21 protein-coding genes and 1 pseudogene are annotated in these 24,844 nt (G+C 73.2%); 14 read left to right on the top strand and 8 right to left on the bottom strand.

Features of this window, described 5'->3' with window-relative positions:
• Window positions 1-9 precede the first annotated feature (9 nt).
• The 7 genes from AB0F18_RS19230 (at window position 10) to AB0F18_RS19200 (ending at window position 8,879) form a co-directional block, all read left to right on the top strand.
• Entirely contained in the window at window positions 10-1,314 is a 1,305-nt protein-coding gene (locus AB0F18_RS19230) for an extracellular solute-binding protein (RefSeq protein WP_362061997.1), read from the top strand.
• 133 nt (window positions 1,315-1,447) lie between these two features.
• Complete coding sequence (locus AB0F18_RS19225) at window positions 1,448-2,959, top strand: glycoside hydrolase family 3 protein (protein WP_362061994.1); 1,512 nt, start codon at window positions 1,448-1,450, stop codon at window positions 2,957-2,959.
• Window positions 2,960-3,055: 96 nt separating this feature from the next.
• Complete coding sequence (locus tag AB0F18_RS19220) at window positions 3,056-4,135, top strand: phytanoyl-CoA dioxygenase family protein (RefSeq protein WP_362061991.1); 1,080 nt, start codon at window positions 3,056-3,058, stop codon at window positions 4,133-4,135.
• 14 nt (window positions 4,136-4,149) lie between these two features.
• Window positions 4,150-5,472: a DUF6271 family protein gene (locus tag AB0F18_RS19215; RefSeq protein ID WP_362062057.1), complete on the top strand. Its 1,323-nt coding sequence runs from the start codon at window positions 4,150-4,152 to the stop codon at window positions 5,470-5,472.
• A gap of 3 nt (window positions 5,473-5,475) precedes the next feature.
• On the top strand, window positions 5,476-6,027 hold the full coding sequence (locus tag AB0F18_RS19210; protein WP_362061988.1) for a GNAT family N-acetyltransferase: 552 nt from the start codon (window positions 5,476-5,478) through the stop codon (window positions 6,025-6,027).
• Complete coding sequence (locus AB0F18_RS19205) at window positions 5,987-7,204, top strand: MFS transporter (protein ID WP_362061985.1); 1,218 nt, start codon at window positions 5,987-5,989, stop codon at window positions 7,202-7,204. Before AB0F18_RS19210 ends, AB0F18_RS19205 begins: the two co-directional genes overlap by 41 nt.
• Before the next feature lie 58 nt (window positions 7,205-7,262).
• Window positions 7,263-8,879 carry a metallophosphoesterase family protein gene (locus tag AB0F18_RS19200; RefSeq protein ID WP_362061982.1) on the top strand — a complete coding sequence of 539 codons (1,617 nt, stop codon included), beginning with the start codon at window positions 7,263-7,265 and terminating at the stop codon, window positions 8,877-8,879.
• A gap of 23 nt (window positions 8,880-8,902) precedes the next feature.
• On the opposite strand, the gene glpK is transcribed toward AB0F18_RS19200, so the two are convergent.
• Entirely contained in the window at window positions 8,903-10,420 is a 1,518-nt protein-coding gene (glpK, locus tag AB0F18_RS19195; RefSeq protein ID WP_362061979.1) for a glycerol kinase GlpK, read from the bottom strand.
• Between the two features lie 38 nt (window positions 10,421-10,458).
• Window positions 10,459-11,307, bottom strand: coding sequence for an MIP/aquaporin family protein (locus tag AB0F18_RS19190; protein ID WP_362061977.1), 849 nt, complete (start codon window positions 11,305-11,307; stop codon window positions 10,459-10,461).
• A gap of 294 nt (window positions 11,308-11,601) precedes the next feature.
• Here AB0F18_RS19190 and AB0F18_RS19185 point away from each other — a divergent pair, with 294 nt between their 5' ends.
• Window positions 11,602-12,342 (top strand): class I SAM-dependent methyltransferase, encoded by a 741-nt coding sequence (locus AB0F18_RS19185; protein ID WP_362061974.1) that lies wholly within the window; start codon window positions 11,602-11,604, stop codon window positions 12,340-12,342.
• Window positions 12,343-12,436: 94 nt separating this feature from the next.
• On the opposite strand, the gene AB0F18_RS19180 is transcribed toward AB0F18_RS19185, so the two are convergent.
• The 3 genes from AB0F18_RS19180 to AB0F18_RS19170 all read right to left on the bottom strand — a co-directional run bounded on the left by AB0F18_RS19180 (window position 12,437) and on the right by AB0F18_RS19170 (window position 14,893).
• Window positions 12,437-12,847, bottom strand: a complete 411-nt coding sequence (locus AB0F18_RS19180) for a hypothetical protein (RefSeq protein ID WP_362061971.1) — start codon at window positions 12,845-12,847, stop codon at window positions 12,437-12,439.
• Window positions 12,848-13,051: 204 nt separating this feature from the next.
• Window positions 13,052-13,306 carry a hypothetical protein gene (locus AB0F18_RS19175; protein WP_362061969.1) on the bottom strand — a complete coding sequence of 85 codons (255 nt, stop codon included), beginning with the start codon at window positions 13,304-13,306 and terminating at the stop codon, window positions 13,052-13,054.
• A gap of 156 nt (window positions 13,307-13,462) precedes the next feature.
• The gene (locus AB0F18_RS19170; protein ID WP_362061966.1) at window positions 13,463-14,893 is read right to left on the bottom strand and encodes an amidohydrolase family protein; all 1,431 of its coding nucleotides are present in this window, start codon (window positions 14,891-14,893) and stop codon (window positions 13,463-13,465) included.
• 258 nt (window positions 14,894-15,151) lie between these two features.
• On the opposite strand from AB0F18_RS19170, the gene AB0F18_RS19165 reads away from it, so the two are divergent.
• Window positions 15,152-16,231, top strand: a complete 1,080-nt coding sequence (locus AB0F18_RS19165) for a LacI family DNA-binding transcriptional regulator (RefSeq protein WP_362061963.1) — start codon at window positions 15,152-15,154, stop codon at window positions 16,229-16,231.
• Here the strand turns inward: AB0F18_RS19165 and AB0F18_RS19160 are convergent.
• From AB0F18_RS19160 to AB0F18_RS19150, 3 genes are read right to left on the bottom strand one after another with little or no spacing between them, the layout of a single operon-like run.
• Complete coding sequence (locus AB0F18_RS19160; RefSeq protein WP_362061960.1) at window positions 16,215-16,925, bottom strand: sulfite exporter TauE/SafE family protein; 711 nt, start codon at window positions 16,923-16,925, stop codon at window positions 16,215-16,217. The two genes, AB0F18_RS19165 and AB0F18_RS19160, sit on opposite strands and share 17 nt — an antisense overlap.
• Window positions 16,922-18,379: an amidohydrolase family protein gene (locus tag AB0F18_RS19155; RefSeq protein WP_362061957.1), complete on the bottom strand. Its 1,458-nt coding sequence runs from the start codon at window positions 18,377-18,379 to the stop codon at window positions 16,922-16,924. Before AB0F18_RS19155 ends, AB0F18_RS19160 begins: the two co-directional genes overlap by 4 nt.
• A 55-nt stretch (window positions 18,380-18,434) precedes the next feature.
• On the bottom strand, window positions 18,435-19,799 hold the full coding sequence (locus AB0F18_RS19150) for a uracil-xanthine permease family protein (protein WP_362061954.1): 1,365 nt from the start codon (window positions 19,797-19,799) through the stop codon (window positions 18,435-18,437).
• 202 nt (window positions 19,800-20,001) lie between these two features.
• Here AB0F18_RS19150 and AB0F18_RS19145 point away from each other — a divergent pair, with 202 nt between their 5' ends.
• The 5 genes and pseudogenes from AB0F18_RS19145 to AB0F18_RS19125 all read left to right on the top strand — a co-directional run.
• A complete protein-coding gene (locus tag AB0F18_RS19145) occupies window positions 20,002-22,437 on the top strand; it encodes a SpoIIE family protein phosphatase (protein WP_362061951.1) in 2,436 nt (811 codons plus the stop codon).
• A 183-nt stretch (window positions 22,438-22,620) separates the two neighbouring features.
• Window positions 22,621-22,938 (top strand): hypothetical protein, encoded by a 318-nt coding sequence (locus AB0F18_RS19140; RefSeq protein WP_362061948.1) that lies wholly within the window; start codon window positions 22,621-22,623, stop codon window positions 22,936-22,938.
• A 79-nt stretch (window positions 22,939-23,017) separates the two neighbouring features.
• On the top strand, window positions 23,018-23,764 hold the full coding sequence (locus AB0F18_RS19135) for an IclR family transcriptional regulator C-terminal domain-containing protein (RefSeq protein ID WP_362061945.1): 747 nt from the start codon (window positions 23,018-23,020) through the stop codon (window positions 23,762-23,764).
• 118 nt (window positions 23,765-23,882) lie between these two features.
• Window positions 23,883-24,209 (top strand): putative quinol monooxygenase, encoded by a 327-nt coding sequence (locus tag AB0F18_RS19130; protein ID WP_362061942.1) that lies wholly within the window; start codon window positions 23,883-23,885, stop codon window positions 24,207-24,209.
• 129 nt (window positions 24,210-24,338) lie between these two features.
• A pseudogene (locus AB0F18_RS19125) lies at window positions 24,339-24,844 on the top strand (hypothetical protein); the annotation flags it as partial.

Below are 24,844 nucleotides of genomic sequence, written 5' to 3'. Positions count from 1 at the left end.
AGGAACGACATGCGACGACGTCTGCGACACGCCGCGGCCCTCCTCGCCGGCCTGCTCCTGCTGAGCCCGGCGGCCGCGGCGAACGCCGCGCCCTCCCCGGCCCGGGAACTCACCGTCTGGCTGATGTGGGGATCCGTCCCCCAGCCGGAACTGGAGTGGCTCACCGGCGAGTTCGAGAAGGACCACCCCGGCGTCACCGTGAACGTGCGGATGCAGGGATGGCCGGGGATCGACGAACGCCTGGAAACGGCCCTGAACTCCGACGAGGCACCGGACGTCGTGGAGACCGGGACCACGACCACCCCCTACTTCGCCGCCAAGGGACTGCTGAAGGACCTCTCCGACCAGTCCGACCGGCTCGGCGCGGGGGAATGGATCCCCTCCCTGCGCGAGTCGGGGAACTGGCAGGGGCGCCAGTACGGCGTCCCGCTGTACGCCGCCTCACGCGTGGTGATCTACCGCAAGGACCTCTTCGCGGAAGCCGGCCTCACACAGCCGCGCGACCAGCAGGAATGGCTGCGCACCACCCAACGCCTCGCACGCGCCCACCGGGCGGAGCCCGGGTTCCAGGCGATCCACCTCCCGGGCCAGAACTGGTACGTGCTCTCCGGACTCCTCCACGACCGCGGCGGGCGCATCGCGGAGTACGACGGCACCCGGTGGCGGGGCGGCCTGAGCACGCGGCCCGCCGCGGAGGCCCTGAGGTACTACGGCGCCCTCCAGTCGTTCTCCCTGGCCCCCAAGGACCAGGACGAAGCCCACCCCTTCCAGTACGAGGTGCTGGCGAAGGGGCAGACCGCCCAGATGATCGGCCTGCCCTGGGAACTCGCCGACGCCGAACGCATCAACCCCGAACTGCGCGGCAAGCTGGGCATGTTCCCCGTCCCCGGCACCTCGGCGGACCGCCCCGGCAGCGTCTTCCTCGGTGGATCGCACCTGGCCGTCGCCCAGCGCGGCCGACAGCCCGGCCTCGCGGCCGACTGGGTCGCCCTGCTGACCGGCCCCGCCTGCCAGGAGCGCCTGGCGACCGCGAACGGGGTGCTCCCCAACCGGCTCGCCCTCGCCCGGACGATCGACGACCCCGGGGTCCGGGTACAGGCGCAGGCCGCGGCCAACGGGCACACCACCCCGGTCGACCCCCGCTGGCCCACCGTCGAGGCCGCACCCAACCCCGTCAAGACCCTGCTCACCGACGTCCTGACGGGCACACCGGCCCGGGTCGCCGGCCGCCGGGCCGACACCGTGCTGGAGGAACGCCTCAACGCCGGCCCGGCGCCGGACGGGAACACCGCCGCACGGGCCACGCGTCCGTAGCGCGGACCGCCACCACCCGGCACCGCGCGGGGGCCCGGTCCTCCGGGCCCCCACCACCCACCACCCGCCCCGCGGGACCGCCGGCCGCACCGGCGCGCACCACCTCCCCACCCCCCTCCCCGCAAGGACCTCCATGCCGGACCACCGCCACCCCGAACTCACCCGCCTCGCCAACTCCGTGCTCCAGCCGGGCTTCGTGGGCACCTCCGCACCCGACTGGGTGCTCCGCAGGATCGCCGACGGCCTGAGCTCCGTCGTCCTGTTCGGACGCAACATCCACAGCCTGGAACAAGTCGCCGAGCTCACCGCCTCGTTGCGCGCCGAGAACCCGGACCTCATCGTCGCCGTCGACGAGGAGGCCGGCGACGTCACCCGCCTGGAGCGGCACACCGGATCCTCCCGGCCCGGCAACCTCGCCCTGGGCACCGTCGACGACCCCGCCCTGACCTTCCGGGTCGCCCACGGGCTCGGACGCGAACTGCGCGCGGCCGGCGTCTCCTTGAACTACGCGCCGAGCGCCGACGTGAACTCCAACCCGCTCAACCCGGTGATCGGTGTCCGTTCCTTCGGCGCGGACACCGAGACCGTGGCCCGCCACACCGCCGCCTGGATCCAAGGACTGCAGTCCGCCGGCGTCGCCGCCTGCGCCAAGCACTTCCCCGGCCACGGCGACACCAGCGTCGACTCCCACCACGGCCTGCCGCGCCTCGACGCCGACGCCCAGACGATCGCCCGCGTCGCCCTGCCGCCGTTCCGGGCGGCCGTCGAGGCGGGCGTGCGCAGCGTGATGACCGCCCACATGCTCATTCCGGCCTACGACGAGGTGCTGCCCGCCACCCTCAGCCCCCGGATCGTGGGCGGCCTCCTCCGCGACGAACTCGGGTTCACCGGCCTGGTCATCACCGACGGCATCGAGATGGGCGCCGTATCCGACCTCTACGGAATCACCGGCGCCACGGTCAAGGCCGTCGCCGCCGGAGCGGACGCGGTCTGCGTCGGGGGCGAGAGCGCCGACGAGGCCACCACCGCCGCACTCGCGGACGCCCTGGCGCGTGCCGTGCAGGACGGCGTCCTGCCGGAGGAGCGGCTGCGCGAAGCCTCCGGACGCGTCACCGAGTTCGCCGCCTGGTCGAGGCGGCTCCCGCAGGCCGCGTCGGAGGGGGACGCGGACCGCGACACCGGACTGGCGGCGGCCCGCCGCGCGGTCCGGGTGCACCAGCGGCCCGGCGCCCGCACTCCGCTGCCGCTGACCGGTGCCGCCCACGTCGTCGAGCTGGCGCCTGCGACCCACCTCGCCATCGACGGCGGCACCCCCTGGGGCGTGGCCGACCCGCTGCGCGCCCTGCGCCCGGACACCACCTCCGTACGCCTCGGGGAAGCGGACCTGGCGCACGGTGACGCCCTCGACCGGGCGGCGCTGGCCCCCGCCGAGGGACGCGCCCTGGTCGTCGTGGTGCGCGACGCGGCCCGGCACTCCTGGATGGAGCGGGCCCTGGACGGACTGGTGCGCAGCCGCCCCGACGCGGTGGTCGTCGAGATGGGCGTCCCGTCGGACGCCGCACCCGCGGCCGTGCTGCTGCACACGCACGGCGCCACGCGCGTCTCCGGGATCGCCGCGGCCGAGGTGCTGCTCGGCGCCGTCTGAGCCGCACCCGCGAGAAGCGACCGACAACGAACACGAGGAACCCCGGGGGAGCGGCCCGTCCGCTCACCCCGGACCGTGCGCACCCTGGAGCCTGGCATGACGACCCCCGACACCCTCGAACACCCCGTCCATCCCGAGCCTCCCGAACGTCCCGGCCACCTGTACCGCGCCGTCTCGGACCTCCCGTACTTCAGCGCGGACGGCGAGACCTACCTCTCGCCCGTCCGGCTGCGGGACCTGCGCAAGACCCGCCCCTTACGGGTGCTGTCCGAGGAGGACTTCGCCGCGTGGCAGACCGACGGCTACGTGATCGTCAGGAACGCCATATCCCCCGACGCCGCGCGACGCCTCCTGGAATTCGCGTGGGAGTTCCAGGGACTGGACCCCGGCCGGCCGGACGGGTGGTACCCGGAGCGCGAGTTCCGTTCGGAACTGGACCGGCACCTCTACATCTACGGATTCGTCGAGGCCTACCACCACCAGTTCATCTGGGACAGCCGGCAGACACAGCGCGTCTACGACGCCTTCGTCGACGTCTGGGACTGCGAGGAGCTGTGGGTGACCCTCGACCGCCTCAACCTCAACCCGCCCAACGTCAAGAACCGCGACCGCGCCCTCATCGAACCGACCGACCGGGGCTTCGACATCGACCTCCACTGGGACGTGGACAGCACGCTCGGCGTGCCGCCCCAGCGGGTCCAGGGAATCATCGCGCTCGACGACACGCACCCGGAGACCGGAGGTTTCCAGTGCGCGCCGGAGCTGTTCCGACGGTTCGACCAGTGGCGGGCGACCCAGCCGGCCGACCGGGATCCGATCAGGCCCGCCATCGACCGCGCCGAGTTCCCCGTGATCCGGCCCGAACTCGCCGCCGGCGACCTGCTCATCTTCAACGGACACCTGGCACACGGCGTCGCACCCAACACCTCGGCGGACCGGGCCAGGGCCGTCCAGTACCTCTCCATGATGCCCGCACTGGAGGAACACGCCCGGCTGCGGCACTCCCGCATCGAGTCCTGGCGCCGGCTCGCCACCCCCGACTGGAACGGGACCCTGGTCGGCGACGCCACACGGCACGAATCCCTCCGCTACGGCAGGGCCGCCCTGAACGACCTCGGCAGCAGGCTGCTGGGGCTCCGGTCCTGGAACGACGCCGCACGGACGCCGGCGCGGTGAACGCAAGGAACGACGTGGACAAGATCTGCCTGACCCTCCCCACCAACCGGGCCTGCGCCGAGACGATCGAGGCCGTCGGCCGCGAGGCCGCCCACGCAGCACGCCACTTCGGAGCCGAGGTCCACCTGCTGGTCCTCGACTCCGCCCCCCGGCCCGAGTTCGCAGCCCACGCACGGGCCGTCCGCACGGCCGGGCACGCACCGGGCGTGGTCGCCCACCACCTGGGCGAGGAGGATCAAGAGGCCTTCCTGCGCGCGGCGATCGACCGGGCCGGCCTCGCCGAGCCCGACCGGATGCTCGGCCTCATGCTGCCGTCCGCGGTGTCCTACGGTGCCTGCACCAACCGCGCCTTCCTCATCGCCGCCGCGCTGGGCTGCCGTTCGGTGCACCGCCGGGACTCCGACAGCCGCTACCAGGAGCACGACGGCGAGCCCGTCTTCCCCATCCGCCACGAACTGGCCTTCCTGGGGAAGCGGGCGGGCGAGGCCACCGCCTCCGTCACCGAGAACGTGCTCACCGCGGAGCAGGCCGGCCGGCCGGTGGCCATGGTCGGGGGCTCCTTCGTGGGCGTACCGTCCGTCGACCTCGCCGACCTCCAGCGCCGCGCCCCCGAAGTCCACCGCGAGGTCGTCGGCCTGTGGGCGCCCTCCGCCTGGTCGGACCGGGAGCGGGCCGCACTGGTGGAGGAGTCGTTCAAGGGCGCCGGCACCGAGCCGTTCACCCATGACCACACGGTGCTCGCCCCCGTCGACCCCATGCGGGTCGACATGTGCAACATCGCCTTCCACCGCGAGGTCCACGAGCGGGTCCCGCTGCCCCCGGCAACCGACACCATCGGCAGCGACTACTTCCTCTTCCACCTGCTGTACCACGCCGGCCTGCCCGGCGTCCTGCACAACCGGCACATAGTGAACTACCACACCGACGAACGGAAGACCGGCCCGGGCTTCACGGCCTACCAGACCCGGTACGCCAAGTTCCTGCTGTCCATGCTCCACTTCCGGTTCCTGTACGAGCGCATGGCGCAGGCGGGCACCTCGCTCCTCGACGCGCACCACCGGATCCGGGCGGACCGGGTCGCCGGACTCGTCCGGGAGAGCACCGGCCTCGACGACGCGGAGAACCTCTGGCGTCTGGAGACCCTCACCCGCTCCTACGGCACCGTGGGCGGAGCCTACGCGGAGTTCGCCGCACACCTGCGGCTGCGAGGCCCGCGCCTCCTGGACGAGGCGCGCGCGGACATGGAGGACTTCGCGTACCTCGTCGACTCGTGGGCGGCCCTGGTGCACGCGTGCCGGGCCACACCGCTCCACCCCCCGCACCACCGGGAGGCGTAGCCCATGGCTGCCGAGACATGGATACGCGGCATCGCCACGGCCGACTGGGACGCCGTCGCGACGCTGGAGGCCGCGGTGTACGGACCCCGGGGCCTCTCGGAGGGGCGGGCCGCCCTGGAAACCAGGGGCAGGGTCTCGCCGGCCACCTGCTTCGCCCTCCACCACGCCCGGGGACTGGCCGGATACGTCCTCGCCTTCCCCTACCCGGCGGACCGCTGCCCGGACCTCCTGCGGCCGGAGCGTACCGTCCACCGCTCGCACAACCTGCACCTGCACGACATCGTCGTCGCCGAGGACCTCCGCGGCAGGGGGTACGGCAGGACCCTCCTGCACCACCTCTCGGGCACGGCGCGGGCGGCCGGATACCGGAGGATCTCCCTGGTCGCCGTCTCCGGCATGGAGACCTTCTGGGCCGCCCGCGGATATCGCCCCCACGACGAGGTCACACCACCACCGCACTACGGCGGGAACGCCGTCTACATGTCCAGGACGCTCAAGGAGGGTCGACACCACGGTGCGAAGCAGCCCGCAGCCCCACACGACAGCCACGCCTGACCCGATCCCGTTCCACCGCGCCCAGCTGGGCATCGCGGCGGTGTTCTGCCTCCTCGGATTCCAGTACGCCACCTGGGCGTCCCGGCTTCCCGCCCTCACCGCGCGGCTCGACCTGTCCGAGGCACGGCTCGGCCTGCTGCTCATGGCCTGCGGGGCGAGCGCGGCGGCCTCCTTCCCGCTCGTGACCGTCCTGATGGAACGTCTCGGCTCCCGGCGCCTCCTGCTCCTGTCGGCCCCGGTCCTGGCGCTGCTCCTGCCCGCCCTCGCGCTGGCCCCGAACTACCCCGCCGCTCTGGTGGTCATCTGCTGCGACGGGATCGCGGTGGGCTGTCTGAACGTCGCCATGAACGCGCAGGGAGCCGCCCTGGAAGCGGCCCACGGCCGCACCGCCATGGCACGCCTGCACGCGGCGTTCAGCGGCGGAGCCCTCCTCGCCTCGCTCCTGGCCTCCGGCGTCACCACCTTCACGTCGGACCTGCCGGCCCACTTCGGGCTCGCCTGCGTCCTGCTCCTGCTGTCACTGGCCTGGGCGCGGCCCCGGCTGCTGCCGGACGAATCCCACCGCGGCGGGGAGAAGACCCGCAGGTCCAGGGCCGTGGCATCCGCCGCGGCCCTGTGGATGGGAGCCGCGATGGCCTTCGCGACCATCACCGAGGGAGCCATGAACGACTGGTCGGCGCTCTATCTGGACTCGGTGGCCGGAGCCTCCGAGCAGGTCGCACCGCTGGGCATCGCCGTCGTCTCCGTGACGATGGTGACCGCCCGCCTCTTCGCGGACGGCCTGCGCAGCCGCTGGGGCGACGGACGCGTCGTGCGCGTCGGAAGCGCCCTCGCCGGCACGGGGCTGGCGCTCGCGCTGCTGACGGGCGGGATCACGGCGACCCTGATCGGATTCGCCTGCGTCGGCCTCGGAGCCGCCGCCGTGACCCCGTGCGTCTACGTGGCCGCCGCGCGCCGCGGCCCGGACGCCCTCGCCCTGGTCGCCGCCATGGGAACCACCGGCCTGCTGGCCGGACCGGCGCTGATCGGCTTCATCGCGAGCGCCGGCAACCTCGTCTGGGGCATGGCGGCGGTCGCCGCCTCGGCCCTCCTCGTGACCCTGTGCGCCACCCGCATCACATGGCAGCGGCCCGCGCCGGAAAACTTTCGTTCAAAAGTGGTGCCCGCAGGCGAATGAGCGGCCGGCTGCGCTTAGGGTTCACGCGATCAACTTCCAACGAGAGAGCGGGCGTTGCATGTCCATTGCGCGCAGGACCTTGTTGACCGGCTCGACGGCCGGTGCGGCGGCCGCCGCCGTCGGGGGTGCGGGGAGTGCCGAGGCCGCCGGGCCGGCGGCGGGCGCGGGGTCGCCGTTGCTGCAGCGCACGCCCAGCCGCATCGGGGTGCCCGGTGTGGCCGGGCTGCACCTGCAGTTCGGGTCCGATCCCGCCACCGAGATGACCGTCTCCTGGATCAGCCCCCAGTCCGTCCGGCGCCCCCGGGTGCACCTCGGGTCACCGGACGGCGGCGCCGGGAGGGCAGTGGACGCCGAGACCCGTACCTACCGTGACGGGCTCTCCCAGCACGAGGTGTACGTCCACCACGCCCGCCTCACCGGGCTGCGGCCGGACACCACCTACCTGTACTCGGCCGGGCACGACGGCGCCGCCCAGGAGACCGGGTCGTTCACCACGGCGCCCCGCGGACGTGCCGCGTTCACCTTCACCAGCTTCGGCGACCAGGGCACGCCCAACCTGCGCCGGACCCTCAAGTGGCCCACGAAGGACACCCCGCCGCCCCTGGGCCCCTTCCTGCTCCACACCAGCACCCAGGGCGGCACCGAGGCCTCCGCCGACATCGTGGCCGCGGTGGAACGGGTCGGCCCGCTGTTCAACCTGGTCAACGGCGACCTGTGCTACGCGGGCGTGGCCGGCGCCATCGGCGAGGACCGCGTGGCGACCTGGGCCGACTGGTTCATCGGCAACAGCCGCTCGGCGCGACTGCGCCCCTGGATGCCCTGCGTCGGCAACGGCGAGACCGAGAAGGGCAACGGCCCCCTGGGCCTGACGGGTTACCAGACCTACTTCACCCTGCCGGGCGCGACGAACGCCACCGACCCCGAGACCCGCGGCCTGTGGTACGCCTTCACCGTCGGCGCGGTCCGCTTCATCAGCCTCGCCAACGACGACGTGGCCATCGTGGACACCGGCGACCTCTATCTGCGCGGATACTCCGACGGTGCCCAACGCCGCTGGCTGGAACGGGAGCTGAAGGCGGCGCGCGCCGACCGAAGTGTCGACTGGATCGTCGTCTTCATGCACCATCCGATGATCTCCAGCCACCGCAGCGGCGGCAGTGACCTCGGGGTCCGCGAGGCCTGGGGCCCTCTCTTCGACGCGTACGGGGTCGACCTGGTGCTCTGCGGCCACGAGCACTACTACGAGCGCTCGCTCCCGGTCCGCGGCACCCTGCCGAACGACACCCGCACCCCGGTCCCGGTCTCCAGCGCGACCGACGTCGCCGACACCGGCAAGGGCACCGTGCACATGATCATCGGTGGCGGCGGCAACTTCGCCACCACCCAGGACGACCTGTTCGAGGAACCCAAGGGCCGCGTGGTGGTCGACGTGAGCAAGGAACCCGAGGGCCGCCACCGCAAGCCGGTCTACCTCACCGAGGACGCCCCCTGGCGCGCCGTCCAGGACCGCGTCCACGCCCACGGCTTCGCCGCCTTCGACGTCGACCCGGGCACCCGCGGCACGGGGCGCACCCGGATGCACGTCACGTACTACACCTTCGACGGCCCCTACGGAGAACTGACCCCAGTGGACACCTTCACCCTGGAACGCCCCCGCGCGGACGCCCGGCACTGACGCCGGGCGGTGACCCGTGGCGGCTACTCGACCGTGGCCCAGTCGAGGGTGCGCTCCACGGCCTTCTTCCAGCCCGCGTAGCCTTCGGCCCGCTGCTCCTCGGACCACCGGGGCTCCCAGCGCTTGGACTCCTGCCAGTGGGTGCGCAGTTCGTCCGTGTCCCGCCAGAAGCCCGTCGCCAGGCCGGCGGCGTAGGCGGCGCCGAGCGCGGTCGTCTCGGCGACCACCGGACGGCTGACCGGTACGCCGAGGACGTCGGCCTGGATCTGCATGCACAGGTCGTTGGCCGTCACGCCGCCGTCCACCTTGAGCACGTCGAGGTGGACCCCGGAGTCCTGCTCCATGGCCTCCACCACGTCGCGGCTCTGGTAGCAGATGGCTTCCAGGGTGGCCCGGGCCAGGTGGCCGTTGTCGTGGTAGCGGGCCAGGCCGACGATCGCGCCGCGGGCGTCGGAGCGCCAGTACGGGGCGAACAGGCCGGAGAAGGCGGGCACGAAGTAGATGCCGCCGCTGTCCTCGACGGTAGCGGCCAGGCGTTCGGTCTCGGCGGCGTCGTTGATGATCTTCAGCTGGTCGCGCAGCCATTGGACCGCGGAGCCGGTGACCGCGATGGAGCCTTCGAGGGCGTAGACCGCCGGCTGGCCCGCGAACTGGTACGCCACGGTGGTCAGCAGGCCGTGCCGGGACCGGACCAGTTCCGTGCCGGTGTTGAGCACCAGGAAGTTGCCGGTGCCGTAGGTGTTCTTGGCCTCTCCCGGGGCGAAGCAGACCTGGCCGACGGTGGCCGCCTGCTGGTCGCCGAGCACCCCGGTGATGGGGATGGCGGCCCGCAGGGGCCGGGACGTGCGGGCCTGCCCGTACGCCTCGGGGTGGGAGGAGGGGTTGATGGCCGGCAGCATCGACCGCGGCACGCCGAAGAAGCCCAGGAGCTCGTCGTCCCAGTCGAGGGTCTCCAGGTCCATGAGCATCGTGCGGCTGGCGTTGGTGACGTCGGTGGCGTGGATGCCGCCGTCGGGGCCGCCGGTGAGGTTCCACAGCACCCAGCAGTCGGTGTTGCCGAAGAGGGCGTGGCCCTGCTCGGCGGCCTCGCGGACCCCGTCGACGTTCTCCAGGATCCACTGGATCTTCCCGCCGGAGAAGTAGGTCGCCGGCGGCAGCCCCGCCTTGCGCCGGATCACGTCACCCCGGCCCGAGCGCTCCAGCGCGGCGGCGATGGAGTCGGTACGGGTGTCCTGCCAGACGATGGCGTTGTAGTAGGGGCGGCCGGTGCGCGGGTCCCAGACGACGGTCGTCTCCCGCTGGTTGGTGATGCCGATGGCTGCCAGGTCGGTCGCGGAGAGGTTTCCGTGCCGCAGGGCGTTCTGGATCACGGAGTTGGTGCGCTCCCAGATCTCGACCGGGTCGTGCTCGACCCATCCCGAGCGGGGGAGGATCTGGGAGTGCTCCAGCTGGTGCCTGGCCACTTCGCTGCCCGCATGGTCGAAGATCATGAAACGGGTACTGGTGGTTCCCTGGTCCACTGCGCCGACGAAGTCAGCCATGGGTTGCCGCCTCTCTTGGTCCCGTTCTGCGGGTCGGATCAGCTCTCGTCCGGTGTCGCAACCTGTCCGGGCGGCTCCGGCTCGGCGGTCGGCAGATACCGGCTGATGAGGAACTTGTACAGAGCCGCTCCCAGCAGCCCGCCGATCAGCGGACCGACGATCGGCACCCAGAAGTAGAAGTGCCCGTACTGATCACGCCACGCCCCGCCGTATCCGGTGAGGAAGCTGGCCAGCCGCGGGCCGAAGTCACGTGCCGGGTTGATGGCGTAGCCCGCGTCGGTGCCCCAGGCCATGCCGATCGCCACCACGATGAGGCCGACGATGAACGGGCCGAGGTTGGCGCCGGGGGGTGTGTTGAACAGGTCCGTGACGGCGAGGATCAGCAGGAGCAGGAGCGCCGTGCCGATGACCTGGTCGCGCAGCGCGCCCCACTCGGTGACCGGCAGGTTCGTGTTGCCGTTGGCCGGCAGGGTGGAGAAGACGCCCTGCGTCTTGATGGTGTGGGTGGGGTCCGCCTTCGCCAGTGCCTCGCTGTAGTTCCAGCGCACGATGAGGGCCGCCACGAAGGCGCCGGCCGTCTGGGCCAGCGCGTACGGGGCCACGCGCTTCCACGGGAAGCCCTTGAACGCCGCCAGGGCCACCGTCACCGCGGGGTTCAGGTGCGCACCGCTCAGCCTGGCGGCGACGTAGACGCCGAGGGTGACGCCGAGGCCCCAGGCCCAGGCGATGCTGTCATGGTTCCCCAGGCCGCCCGGCGGGTTGGTGAGACCGCCGCCGGCGACCACTTGGGCCACCACGCCGCAGCCGAAAAGAATGAGGATCATGGTCCCGGCGAACTCCGCCGAGAGCTCGCCGATCAGTCCCGACCTTTTGAGCCGCTGAGCCATGGGTGCCCGCTTCCCGCCGGCCATGGACCGGCCGTCGACTGCCCCGAGTCCTCTAGCGACATCGTAAGTCCGGCAGGGGCATCGGGCGCGGGCACACGGCGCCTGGTTTCGACTTGCGAATCGAAACGAACCGGAGGTGGCCGGGGGGCGACTGTTGGATTCATCTCGGGGAAACCCTGAAGATCTTCGTGGTTTCCGCCAGTACGAAGCGCCGCGGACGAGGCAGGAGACTCTCCACCGAGGGCCGCGGCTCGTTCAGGGAGCCGACGCCACAAATCGAGGGGGAACACCACGATGAGTGGTCAGCTGTACGACGGGATCGGCGAAGCGTTCGAAGGCTTCAAGACCCTGCCCATCATCCGTTACGCCGAAGTGCCGGGCTTTCTCGCCCTGGTCGGCGACGTCACGGGCAAATCCGTACTCGACATCGCCTGTGGTACCGGCTTCTACAGCCGGGAGCTCAAGCGCCGGGGCGCCTCCCGGGTGTTGGGGTTCGACATCTCCAGCGCGATGATCGACGCGGCGGCCGCGCGCGAGCGGTCGGAGTCCCTGGGCGTCACGTACGAGGTCGCCGACACGGCCAGCCTGCGGGACTTCGACGAGCCGTTCGACGTCGCCATCGCCGTGCAGGCGTTCAACTACGCGGGTGAAGTCGCCGAGATCGAGCAGATGATGCGCAACATCCGGCGCAGCCTCGTAGCCGGCGGCGAGTTCTTCCTGTTCGTGCAGAACCCGGCCTTCGACTTCGGCGGGCCGTCGCTCGACAAGTACGGGTTCCTGTGCGAGTCCACCGGCAAGGACAACGAGATCGGCCCGGGAATCCGGCTCACCGCGCTGCTCGACCCGCCGGTCTCCTTCGAGGCGACCGTGCCGTCGAAGCAGACGTACGAGCAGACCCTGAAGGCGGCCGGATTCACCGGCATCGACTGGGTCCCGCTGGAGGTCTCGGCCGCGGGCGTGGAGGAGTTCGGCGAGGAGTACTGGGCGGACTACAACGGCAACCCGCCGCTGACCATGCTCCGCTGCACCGCCTGACGGCTGTCCGCGAACAACACGGGCGGGGCCTCCCGGCCGGCCACAGGCCGACCACCGGGAGACCCCGCCCGCCCGCATGTCCGCCTACCGCCCCCTACTCCGAGTTCGCCGGGTGGGTCAGGACGCAGTTCGGATAGTCGTTGTCCGGATCGCCGACGGCGGCCCAGAGCTTCAGGGTCTTGCCCCGCCTCAAGGCGCCGTAGGCGTCGGGCTTCCGCCCTCGCACTTCGGGGTGATCGGCGTCGAAGGTCACGCGAACGAAGCTCTGCTTCTTGTTGGAGCCTTGTTTCCAGGTGCCTGTTCCGGACCAGGCCAGGCCTTCGTACCAACCGGCGGCGACGCAGACTTTGTCGGCGATGAACGTCCCGTCCTGCTTCAGCGTGAGGGTGCCGCCCTCGGCATCGGTCCACGTGGCCGCAAGTTCGGCAGACGTCAGAGCGACCGGTTCGCCCTCGGGCGGCGGCATGACGGTGAGCCTGCCGCAGGCCGTCAGGGCGAGGGACATGCCGAGCATGATCAGCGCAGTACGACGGGAACGCAACAGACTCCACCCCTAGCGGGTTCCGCGGGCCGCGGGCGCGACCGATGGGCTCAGGAACTCATGCCGAACCCTGGCACAGAGTTTGAACGCGTTCAAGCGCGCTCCTCGACGCTCGCATCCAGTGGATCTGCATGTTGCAATCCCGCACCGACGAACGCCCGGCGGGTGTCAGGCCAGGGACCAGTGGTGGTGGTCGTCGTTGTCGCTGCCGTCGCAGGTGTACTCGTAGACCCCGCCGTCGACGGTGCCCTTGCCGTAGCCGGGGATGTCGACGCATTTGCCGGTCCAGTTGTTGAAGATCAGGTACGGGCCCGAGAGGGCCGCTGCGGACGCCTCGCCGGCGGTGCCGAAGGCGAGGAGCGCCACGGCCGTGGCGGCTGTGGCGGCCAATCGGGCGACGCGCTTGCCGAGCTTGCTGCTCATGGGGTGGGGTTCCTTCCCGGTACGTGGGTGCGTGCGGACGCGCGGAACGATCTGGCGGCGGGGATCCTGCCGGATCCCGGCGGCCGCGCGCACCGGACGTGTGCCGGAGTGTCCAGTTCCGGGCTCTGCCCCGTCCGGCCCGGACCCCTTGACGGGCTAGCCGGCCGTGCGCAGGCGGGTGGCGGCCGACTCGGCCTCGCGTACGACGCGGTCGGTGTCGACGCCGACCAGCCGGCCGTCGAGCTTCAGGGCCCGCCCGTCCACGAACACGGCGTCGACGTTCTCCGGCCGCCCGTTGAAGACGATCTGGCCGGTCCAGTCGAAGCGCGGGGCGAAGTTCAGGGCGGCCGGGTCGACGACCACCACGTCGGCCCGCATGCCGGGGGTGAGGGAGCCGATCCGGTCCGAGAGGCCGAGGACCTCGGCGCCGCCCAGCGTGGCCATCCGCAGGACGTCGCTCACCTGCGGGAAGACGTCGGCCTCGGTCGTGCGGGCGCGTTGCAGGCCGATGGCCGTCTTCATCAGGGCGTGGAAGTCCGAGGTGTCGTTGGTTCCGCCGTCCAGGCCGAGCCCCACCTTGACGCCCCTGCGCCCGAGTTCGGACAGCCGCATGATGCCGGAGGCCAGCCGCATGTTGCTGAGCGGGCAGTGGGCCACGCGCACGTCGTGCTCGGCGACGGCGGCGATCTCGGCGTCCGTCAGGTGGACCGCGTGGTTCATCAGGAGCCGGGGGCCCAGCGCGCCGATGTCGGCGAGGACGCCGACGGGGTCGTCGGCGCGCTGCTCGGGGCGTTCCAGGACATGGGAGTTGAGCATGACCCCCAGCTCCCGGGCGGTCTCCCAGTGGGCGCGGTTGTCGGACGCGGCGGCCCGGGCCGCGTGCGTGGCGATCTGGAACGAGCCGAGCGGCACCGGGTCGACGAGTTCCTTCTTCACCTTCACGGCCAGCGCTCCGTCGGGCGCCGGAGGGTACATGGCGTACGTGAACCGCAGCCCGGTGCCGGCCAGCGCCCGTACGTAGCTCTCGACGAGGTCGTACGAGAAGATGTCCACCCAGTCGACCAGCGTGGTCACGCCCGACTGTACGGCGTCGAGGGCCGCGAGCCGTACGAAGCTGTGGAGGGCCTCCGGCGTCAGGCGGCCGCGCTGGGGGGCGGTACACCCCCGGAACCAGCCGAACAGGTCGCGGTCGGTGCACCCGCCGCGGATCATCGCCTGCCAGAGGTGGTTGTGGGTGTCGACGAACCCCGGCATGACCAGCTTGCCCGAGGCGTCCAGCACCCGGGTGCCGGGCGGCGTCGGTAAGCCCCTGCCGACGGCGGCGACGGCGCCGCCGCGCATCAGCAGGTCGGCGTCCTCGACGGCGCCGAGCGGGCCGCTGCCGAGGGCGGGGTCCATGGTGAGGACCAGGGAGGCCCGGCGGAGCAGGACCGGCCGGCCGGCTTCGAGGGGCGGGCGGGAGGGGGTGTCGTGGCGGGCGGGGCGGGCGGTGGCGCCGAGGACGAGCGGGGTGGCGGCGGCCAGACCGAGGCCGGCGAGGAGCTCACGGCGGCTGGGGGCCGCCGGCGGAGTGGGGAGCGACTGCATGGCGTGTTACCTCCCGAGGCTCAGAACGGAAGGCCCGCCCGGGCGGGACGACGGGACGGGGCGTCGGGCCGGGGCGGGAGAACTGCACTCAGCATTCCCATCGCATGACCATTCGATAGACGGCAGTGGAAAACTTTTTCCGCGCAGCCGGGAGGTCGAGCCGGCGCTCGTCACCGGACGGGGCGGGGCTGGAGGACGGGCGCCGGGTCGGCGAAGATGGCAGCGTCCCGACCGAGCGAGCGAGGAGCGTCCGCCCCGATGTCCAGTTCCGGTTCCGCGTCCGGCTCCGCCGACGGGCCCCGCCGGCGGCCGCCGACGATTGCCGACGTCGCCCGGGCCGCCTCGGTGTCGCCGACGACCGTGTCCCACTCCCTGAACGGGCTGGGCAAGGTCGACCCCCGGACCCGCGAGCGGATCAAGCAGATCGCCGCCGAGCTCGGATACCGGCCCAACCTCCGCGCGCAGCGCCTCCGTCAGGGACAGGCCAAGACCATCGCCCTCGCCTCCTCCATGCCCCTCGCGGTGGCCGGCGGCCCCTCCCGGCTCGGCTTCTACATGGAGGTCGCCGCCGCCGCGGCCGAGCGGGCCATGGTCCACGGCTATGCGCTGGTCCTGGTGCCGCCCGTGCGGTCCGGAGCGGCGCTGCTCTCCCTCGACATCGACGGCGCGATCGTCGTCGAGCCCGGTGAGGACGACCCGGCCGTCGCGCAGCTGCGCGAGCGGGGTCTGCCGTACGTGGCGCTCGGCCGCGAGGTGTCGCCGCGCACGGACGCCCCGTACGTCGACCTCCGCGCGGGCAGGGTCACTGAACTGCTGCTGGAGCACCTGCGCGAGCAGGGCGCCCGGCATCCGGCCCTGATCATCGGCGCGGGCACCCGCCACTCCTCCGTCGACGCCCGCGCCGCCTACGAACGGGCCGCCGCCGAACACGGCTGGACGCCCCTGGTCGCCACGGCGCCCGAGGAGGGCGGCGAGGAGGCCGGCTACGAGCGCTGCACCGCCCTGCTGGCCGAACACCCGCAGATCGACGCCGTCTGCGCGCTCGTCGACGTGTTCGCCGTCGGCGCCGTCCGCGCGGTGCGGGACGCCGGCCGGAGCGTGCCCGGGGACGTGATGGTGGTGACCCGCTACGACGGCCCGCGCGCCCGCACCTGCGAGCCCCCGCTCACGGCGGTCGACCTCCAGCTGGACCGGGCCGCCACCGACGCCGTGGAGCTGCTCCTCTCCCGCCTGGGCACCGGCTCCGCCGCCCCGGGAACGTCCGCGGCGGCGGTGCCGGCGCCCGAGCCCCGCCTCGTCGCGCGGGCCTCGTCGCTGCGCGTCACGGCGCCAGGATGAGCACCGCACCGGACACGAGTGCGAAGGCCAGGACCAGGGGGCGCATCCGCGCGGCGTCGACGCGGTGGTGCGCCAGCCGGCTCAGCCACGCCCCGACGGCCAGCGCGGGCAGCAGCAGGACCGCCCAGCCCAGTTGGGCCGGGGTGCCCCGGCCGGTCGCGAGGAGCAGCGCGAGCGAGACGACCTCGCCGACCAGGAAGCACAGGGCGACCGTGGACCGCAGTTCCGCCGGCGGCCGGTGCTGGTAGACCAGGGCCAGCGGCGGACCGCCCACCCCGGTCGCGGTCTCGGTCAGCCCCGTGACCACCCCCGCCCCCAGGTAGGCGGCCCGGCCGGGCACGAAGGCCGGCGCCGCCAGGCTCACCGCCGCCGCCAGTACGGTCGCCGCGCCGACGACCACGCCGAGCCGCTGCTCGGGCACCGCCCAGAGCAGCAGCAGCCCGCCGGGGGTCGCCGCGAGCCGGGCCGCCGTGATCCAGCCGGCGCCCCGCAGGTCCAGGGAGTGCCGCTCGCGCCAGGCCACGTAGACGTTCAGCGGGATCATCGACGCGAGGACGAACACCGGCAGCAGCGCGGGTTCGAGCAGCCCGGCCACCGGCGCGACGACCAGCGCGAACCCGAGGCCGCTGGTGCCCTGGACGAACGCGGCGGCGGCCACGACCAGGGCCAGGACCGCCACCGTCGTGGCGCTCACCGTACGGCGCTCCCGGCCCGGGCCTGCGTGGAGGTGGGGTGCACGCGGGTCACCCCGGCCCGGGCGACCACCTCGCGGGACAGCTCGGCGGCCCGGTCGACGAGCGCGGTATCGTCCCAGCCGACGGGCCGGCCCCGCCACATCCGCATCCGGCCGGCCACGAACACGGCGGTGATCTGGTCCCGGTTGCCGCGCCGCACCAGCTCCCACGGCAGGTCCCAGGACAGGCGCATCTCGGGGCCGCCGACGTCGACGAGCAGGAAGTCGGCGGCCGCCCCCGGGGCGATCCGGCCGGTGAGCGCACCGAGGCCGACGGCGTCGGCGCCGCCCGCGGCCCCGCGGTCCAGCCAGGTCCAGCCCGCGCCGCAGGAGGAGTCCCCGGTGGCCAGGCCGTGGGCGAGGCGCTGGGCGAACTCGGCCGCCTCCACGAGGCGCAGCGCGTCGCCGCGGGTGCCGTCCGTGCCCAGGCCGAAGCGGATCCCGCGTTCGGCCATGGCGGTGGCCGGGGCCACGGCGTTGCCCTTCCAGGCGCTGGCCACGGGGTTGTAGCTCACGGCGGTGCCCGTGTCGGCGAGCAGCGTCAGCTCGGCGGGGGTGACCAGGGTGGCGTGGGCGGCCAGCAACTGGGGCCCCAGGGCGCCGACTTCGCGCAGGTACTCCAGCGGGCGCAGACCGTGCCGGACCAGGGAGCGTTCCACGGCGGCGAGGTGTTCGTTGACGTGGATCTGGACGACGGCGCCCGCTTCGGCGGCGAGCCGGGCGGTGTCCCGCAGGGTCCGCGCCGTCGCGGCCTCGGGGACGGAGACCGCCAGGGACGGGTGGACCAGTTCGGCGCCGGAGTACCGGGCGAGGTGCTTCTCGGCGGCGGCCAGGGTGGCGGCGCCGGCCGCGTCGTCCGTGCCGCCGCCGGTGCTTCCAGGGTCGGCGGCGTCGTTGCAGACGAGCCCGAGCACGCAGCGGATCCCGGCGTCGCGGGTGGCGGCGGCCACGACGTCCACGTCCACCGGGGCCCGGGTCCCGGCGTCCGCGACGGTGGTGAACCCGCCCCGCAGCGATTCCAGTGCCGCCAGTTTGGCGGCGACGTAGGCGGATTCCTCGTCCAGGGCCCCCTCCAGGGGGACCCACACGCGGCGGAAGATCTCGGAGGGCTCGCCGAAGGCCAGGGCCGAGCCGAAGCTCTGCGTCAGGTGGTGGTGCGCGTCGACGAACCCCGGCATCAGGATGTGCCCGGGCAGCCGGACGGGGGTCAGGTGGGGGTGTTCGCGTTCCAGCCGGGCGGCCGGCCCGACGGCCCGGAAGACGCCGTCGGCGACGACGGCCGCGTGGCCTTCCATCGGCCCCTCGGGGGTCATCACGAGGTCGGGGGCGAGGAGTCGGACCTCGCCGGTCAGCTGCCGTGCGTCCAGCGGGCGGTTCGGGGCGGGGCCGTCGCCGGCGGTGGCGTCGTGTCTCATCGGGTGGGTCATCTCGTCCTTCGTGTACGGGACTTGCGTGGGGCGGGGTGCGGTTTCAGCCCGCGTCGGCGGAGGCGGTGGCGGGGGTGGGCCGCGCGGCGCCGCCGCGGGCCAGGCGGGGCCGGACGTGGTGGAAGAGGACGTTGAGGATGGCGGCGGTGAACGCGCCGACGGCCACGCCGCTTTCGAGCAGGATCCGCGCACCGGACGGCAGTCCCGCGTAGACGCCGGGAACGAGGATCGGCAGGAGCCCCAGCGCGATGGCGACGGCGCAGATGAAAGCGTGCGAGTGCTGGTCGAGTCCGGCCCTGCCCAGCATCTGGACGCCGAGCACCGTGATGACCGCGAAGACCAGCATGGCGGTGCCGCCGACGACGGCGGACGGGATCACGCTGATGGCGCGGATGACGGGCGCGAGGAAGCCGACGGCGATGAGGACCACGCCGGCGGCCGCCGTGACGAACCGGCTGCGTACGCCCGTGACGCGGACGATGCCGATGTTCTCGCCGCTGGTCACCATCAGCGGCAGCCCGAGGAAGCCGGCCAGGACGGACACGAGGGCGTCGCCGCGGATGGTCCGGGGGACCTCGGTGCGCGGGTCGATCTCCTTGCCGACGGTCTCGGCGTTGATGACGGTCTGTCCCGTGGCCTCCGCCATCGAGGCCAGCCCGTACAGCATCAGGGGCAGCGCGGCGGCCAGGTGGAACTCGGGCGTGCCGAACGGCATGAGCTGGGGGGCGCTCAGGAGCCCGCCCTCGGTGATGCCGCCGAAATCGACCCGGCCGAGGGCGAAGGCCAGGACGGTTCCGGCGATCAGGCCCAGCATCACGGCGAGTTGCCGTACGACGCCGCTGGACAGCCAGTAGAGGGCGACGGTGAAGCCGATGGTCGCGAGGCCGAGCGCCAGGTTGGCGGGGTCGGCGAAGCCCGGCTGGCCGGGGCGGCCGGTGACGAGCAGGGCGCCGACCTTCACGAGGTTGACCCCGACGATGACGATCATCGTGCCGATGACCAGGGCGGGGAAGAACTTCAGCAGGCGGGAGAAGACGGGCAGGACGACGAAGTAGAAGGCCGCGCTGATGATCACGGCGCCGGTGGCCGTGCGTACCCCGTGCTGTTCGGCGATCGCCAGGAAGAGGACCAGCGGGGCCCCTCCGGGCAGCATGACGAACGGCAGCCGGGGCCCGAACTTCCAGGGGCCCAGCGACTGGATCAGGGAACCGATCCCGGAGAGCACGAAGGCCGCCGAGAGCAGGTCCACGGTGAGTCCGGGATCGAGGTGCAGGGTCGCGCTCATCAGGAAGATCGCCGAGACGGGGGTGGCCGCCATGACGAGGACGTGCTGGACACCGAACAGGAGGATCCGGCTCAGTGGGCGGGACTGGTCCACGGGGTGGGGGAGAGTGCGGGGACTGGACACGTTCGAGCTCCGTTCGGCTCGCTCCGGCTTCGGCCTCGATACGGCTCCGGGCAGGATCCGCATCATGGTGGCCAAATCGATTTGGCCGCCAGTATGTGAGGGCCTTGAGGGCCCGTCAAGGGCTGCGGACGCATCGCTTCCACTCGCTCTGACCGGCAGGGGGAGACGGCCGCGCGCGGCGGGGGAGTGGCATTCTCGATGCATGGAGGATGAACCCGTACTCCCGGCCGCCGCCGACGGGACGGCCCCCGAGGTGCTGGCCCTGGCCAAAGTGGTGGCCAGGCTGCGGGCCGAGGTCGACGACCTGGAGGCCGGAGCCGCGATGTCGGCGGTCCTGGAGCGGGCCAAGGGCGTCCTCATGGCACAGGAAGGCCTGCCCGAGCAAGGGGCGTACGAGCTGCTGCGGCGCCGCGCCGAGGGGCACGGGTGCACGCTGGCCGAGGAGTGCTGGCTCGCCCTGGGCGCCGTGGACCCGACGCCGGTCCGCACGGTGGCGCCGCCCGGGGAGACGCCGGCGGTGGCGCCGCCCGGGGATGCGCCGGCAATGGCGGTGTCCCGTACCGGCGGCGACGCGGGGGAGGGCGCGTCCGACGAGGGCCGGCGTGCGCTCCTGGCCCGCCTGGCACGGGCCCTGGCGACCACGAGCGGCCCGGGCGGGGTCGCGGAGCTGCTGCGGTCGGTCCTGGGCGAATCCGAGCAGGTGGAGGCCGTCATGATCTACACCCGGACGGCCGCCGGAAGCCTGGAGCTGACCGGACACGCGGGGATCGACGGCGCCACGGCCGAGCGGTGGAGCCACGTCCCGCCGCTGGCCGGCGTCGCGGCGCTGGAGGCCCTGACCGAGGAGCGGCCGGTGTGGCTGGAGAGCCCGGAGCGGGACGCGGACGGCTACCTGCTCATCGGGGACGACCCCGGACGGTGGCCGTCACGCGCCTGGATCCCGGCACCGGGCGAGCCCCCGACCACCGCCGTCGGGTTCTTCCGCACCCGGCCGGGCGCCTTCGGCACGGATACGCGGCGCCTGCTGCGCCGGGCGGTCCGGCTGTGCGGCGGGGCGCTGCGGGCGCCCGGGGCCCCGGAGACCGCCGAGCCGGCGGACGAGCAGGCCACGGCGGTCCAGCAGGTCTTCGACACCCTGCCCGGGCCCGCCGTGCTGCTCACCCCCGTGCGCTCGGCGGACGGGTCGGTGGAGGACTTCCGGATCGACGCGGCCGCCGCGGAGTCGGTCGACGTGGCGGGCCGGCGCGGCAGGGAACTGGTCGGCCGCATGGTCCTGGAGACCTATCCGACGGTGGCCGGAACCGCCCTGTGGAAGGGCTATCTGGACACCCTCGCGACCGGGGCCGTCTACGAAGGGCTTCCCTTCACCTACGAGGAGGTCACCGCACGGGTCCCGCACCAGTCCGTCTACTCCGTCCGGGCCTCCCGCCTGGGGGAACGGCTGGTGGTCTCCTGGATCCGCCGCGACACCAGCGACCTGGAGGCCCGCCGCCTGGAGGACCTGCAGCGCCTCGGCAACCTCGGGTGGGCCAGCTGGAACCTCGTCACCGGCACCATCACCTGGTCCGACCAGGTCTACGCCGTTTTCCGGCGCGATCCCGCGAAGGGGCCCGTGACCCTGGAGGAACTCCCCGGCCATGTGGTGCCGGACGATCAGCCCGTGCTCGGCCGGGCCGTCCGGCGGCTGCTCGACGGCGGTACGGCCATCGACCAGCCCTTCCGCATCGCCACCGCCCAGGGGGTGCGGCACCTGCGGATCGTCGCCGAGGCCCAGGTCGACGCGGACGCCACACCGGTTGAGGTGCACGGCTTCGTCCAGGACCTCACCACGCAGCGCGACATCGAGACCGCCCTGCGCGAGAGCGAACGTGCGAACATCCTCCAGCGGGGCATGCTCAAAGCCGAACGCTCCCTGGCCGCAAGGCTCCAGGAAACCCTCCTGCCCATCCCCGAACAGTCCCTGGAGCTCGCCGGCCTGCGCATCGACCTCGCGTACCTGCCCGCCGACGCCGGGGTGAACGTGGGCGGGGACTGGTACAGCGCCATCCCGCTCCCCGACGGGGGCGCCCTCTTCGTCGTCGGGGACGTCGCCGGCCACGGCCTGGCCGCCGTCGGCACCATGGCCCAACTCCGTTTCACCGCCAAGGGCATGGCGGTCACCGGATCGGCGCTCCCCGATGTGCTGAGCCGCCTCAACACGCTCCTGCTGCACACGGCCGCGGACCCGGCCGGCGCCACCGCGACCATGGTGATGGCCCGCTACCGGCCCGCCGGCCACCGGCTGAGCTGGGTACGGGCGGGACACCTGCCGCCCCTGCTGATCCGCGCCGGCGAAGCGCGCTTCCTCCCGCAGCCCGAGGGCAGCCTCCTCGGCGCCTGCGCCGACGTGAAGTACGGGCAGGAGGTGATCGACCTCCTGCCGGGGGACCACCTCCTGCTCTACACCGACGGCCTCGTCGAAGACCCGGGGGTGGACATCGAGGAGGGCCTCACCGCCCTCGCCGCGACCGCGGCCCGCCTCGCGCGCGAGGGGGACGAAACCCTCGCACGCACCCTGGCGGCGGGCCGCGCACCCCACCGCGACGACATCTGCGTCCTGGACATCCACCTGCCCCCGGAGCCTGCACGCTCCACGTAACGCCGGCGACCGAGCTGCGGGAAGTTCGGGGTAGGCTCCTGCGGCCCGGCCGGTACGGATGGCCGGATCGCGCGTATGCGTGGCGCCCGGGGGTACGAGAGCCCTGGCACGGACAGCGCCCGTACCGGCCGTCGAGAACAGGGAGAGCATGTGAAGACGAGTGTGATCGCCAGAGTGGTACCCATGTTCCTCCTGGCAGGGCTGTTCCTGGCCCCCCTGCCCGCGAACGCCGCGGAGCCCCTCACGGCCCACCGGGCCGGACAGGCCGCGGCGGCCGCGCCGGCCGGATCCGTCCGGGAGGCGGCCGCGCACGGCCAGGCCTCCGGCCACCAGGTCGCGGCGCCCGCGTCGAAGGACGTGAAGAAGAAGCCCAAGAAAAAGAAGAAGGGCCTCTTCGGCAAGCTGGGCACCGCCGCCCTGGTGGTCGGCGTCCTGGTCCTGCTGCTGGTCGTGGCCGCGGTCGTCGTCATGATCGCCCGCTCCCGCCGCCGCCGGACCTGACGGCCCGTCGACGGGGCCGGGCGCGCCCGGCGTAGGCTGGAGCACGTCCTGCCGCCCACCACCGGGAACCACCAGCACCATGCCGTCCACCGGTCCACAGTCCCTCGACCGCGCGCTCGCCCTCGTCGACGCCGTGGCCGGAGCACCCGGCCCGGTGAGCGCCAAGGCCCTGGCCCGCCTGGCGGGCTGCTCCCTGTCGACCGCCTACCACCTCCTGGGCCCGCTCACCGAGCGCGGCTACCTGGCGCGGACGGCACGGGGCTACGTGCTGGGGCCCGCGCTGCCCCGGCTGCACCGCAGCTTCCTGCACCAGCTGGCCCCGGCGCCCGGGATGGCCGAGCTGCTCGCCCGGCTGCGGCGGGCGACCGGCGGCGAGACGTACTACACGGCGTACCGGGGCGGGGTGATCACGGTCGTGGACACCACGGCCCCCGTGACGGACACGGCGAACCCGTTCGCGCCCGGCCGCGAGACCCGCGCGCACGCCACCGCACACGGCAAGGCGCTGCTCGCCCGGCTGACCCCGCGGGCGCGGCGGCGCTACCTCGCCGAGCACGGGATGGCCCGGCTGACCACGGCGACCATCACGAGCGCGGAGGCGCTGGAGGCGGAGCTGCTGCGGGTACGCGCCACGGGCTTCGCGGTGTCCGTGGGGGAGGCCGATCCGGCGTGGACGTGCGTCGGGGTCTCCCTGCCCCGGGCGGGAGAGCCGGAGGACGGGGAGGCGGTGCACGCGCTGTCCGTGTCGGTGCCGACGCGGGAGTTCCGCCGGCGCCCGGAGGCGATCCGCGCCGCACTGGCGGAGGCGGCCGCCGGCCGGATCTGAGGCGGGGGAGGCGGAGGGCGGGTCCCCGACTGTCAGGCGCCGCGCGGGGATTCCGGCCCTGTCGGAATCGCGGGCGTCGGGCGTGCGGCCGGCCCTTCCCCCGTGCCAGGGTGGTCGCATGATCTTCATCGCCGTCAGGTTCGACGTCCGCCCGGAGCACAGCGACAACTGGCTCACCCTCGTCGACGACTTCACCCGCGCCACCCGGTCCGAGCCGGGCAACCTCTTCTATGACTGGTCCCGCAGCGTGGACGACCCGAACAAGTACACCCTGCTGGAGGCGTTCACCGACGCCGAGGCCGGCGCCGCGCACGTCGCCTCGGACCACTTCAAGGCCGGCATGGAGACCCTCGCCGGAGCGATCGCCAAGACCCCGGAGATCATCCACGTCGAGGTGCCCGGCCAGGGCTGGAGCGCCATGGCCGAACTGTCGCCCCGCGACTGACCCCCGCACGGGGATGGACCCCGTGGCCGAAAAGTGGCTCAGTAGGAGCAGCCTCGCCGTCGCGGGACACGCCCGCGGCGCGAGGCCGTTCCCGTCGTCCAGCACCTGACCACAGGGGGATTGCGCGCCATGAGTGACGGCAGAGGTGGACCGGACGTGCCCCGTCCGGAGAACGAAGCGTCGAGCACGGCCCACGGGACCACCCCGGACCCCGGCGGAGGCTTCACCGACCCGACCCCGGGCGGGGACGGCATCATCGTCCAGGGCGGCCGCACGGCTCCCGGCTCGCACGACTCGGCGCAGACGATCGGCCCGAAGCAGGACGACCCCCGGGCGATCGGCCCGAAGCAGGACGACCCCCGGGCGATCGGCCCGAAGCAGGACGACCCGCGCGCCATCGGCAAGGGCATCATCGTTCAGGGCGGGCGCACCGGACATCCGGGCACGAAGGCGCGTCAGAAGCGCGCCAAGAAGAAGATGAAGACCATGGCCCTGGTCATCGGCGGCGTTCTGGTGGTCGCCGTCGGCGGGGTCGTCGTGGGCCGGCAGCTGGGTCATGACCCGGCCACCCTCCAGCCGCAGGCCGCCGCGAGCCCCACCGCCCCCGCGTCGCCCGGCGCCCCCGCGGCCCCCAC

It is taken from the genome of Streptomyces sp. NPDC029216 (genome assembly GCF_040648015.1).
Classification (GTDB): domain Bacteria; phylum Actinomycetota; class Actinomycetes; order Streptomycetales; family Streptomycetaceae; genus Streptomyces.
Note: the sequence above shows the minus strand (reverse complement) of the source record. Positions and strands in the feature narration are given on the sequence as shown.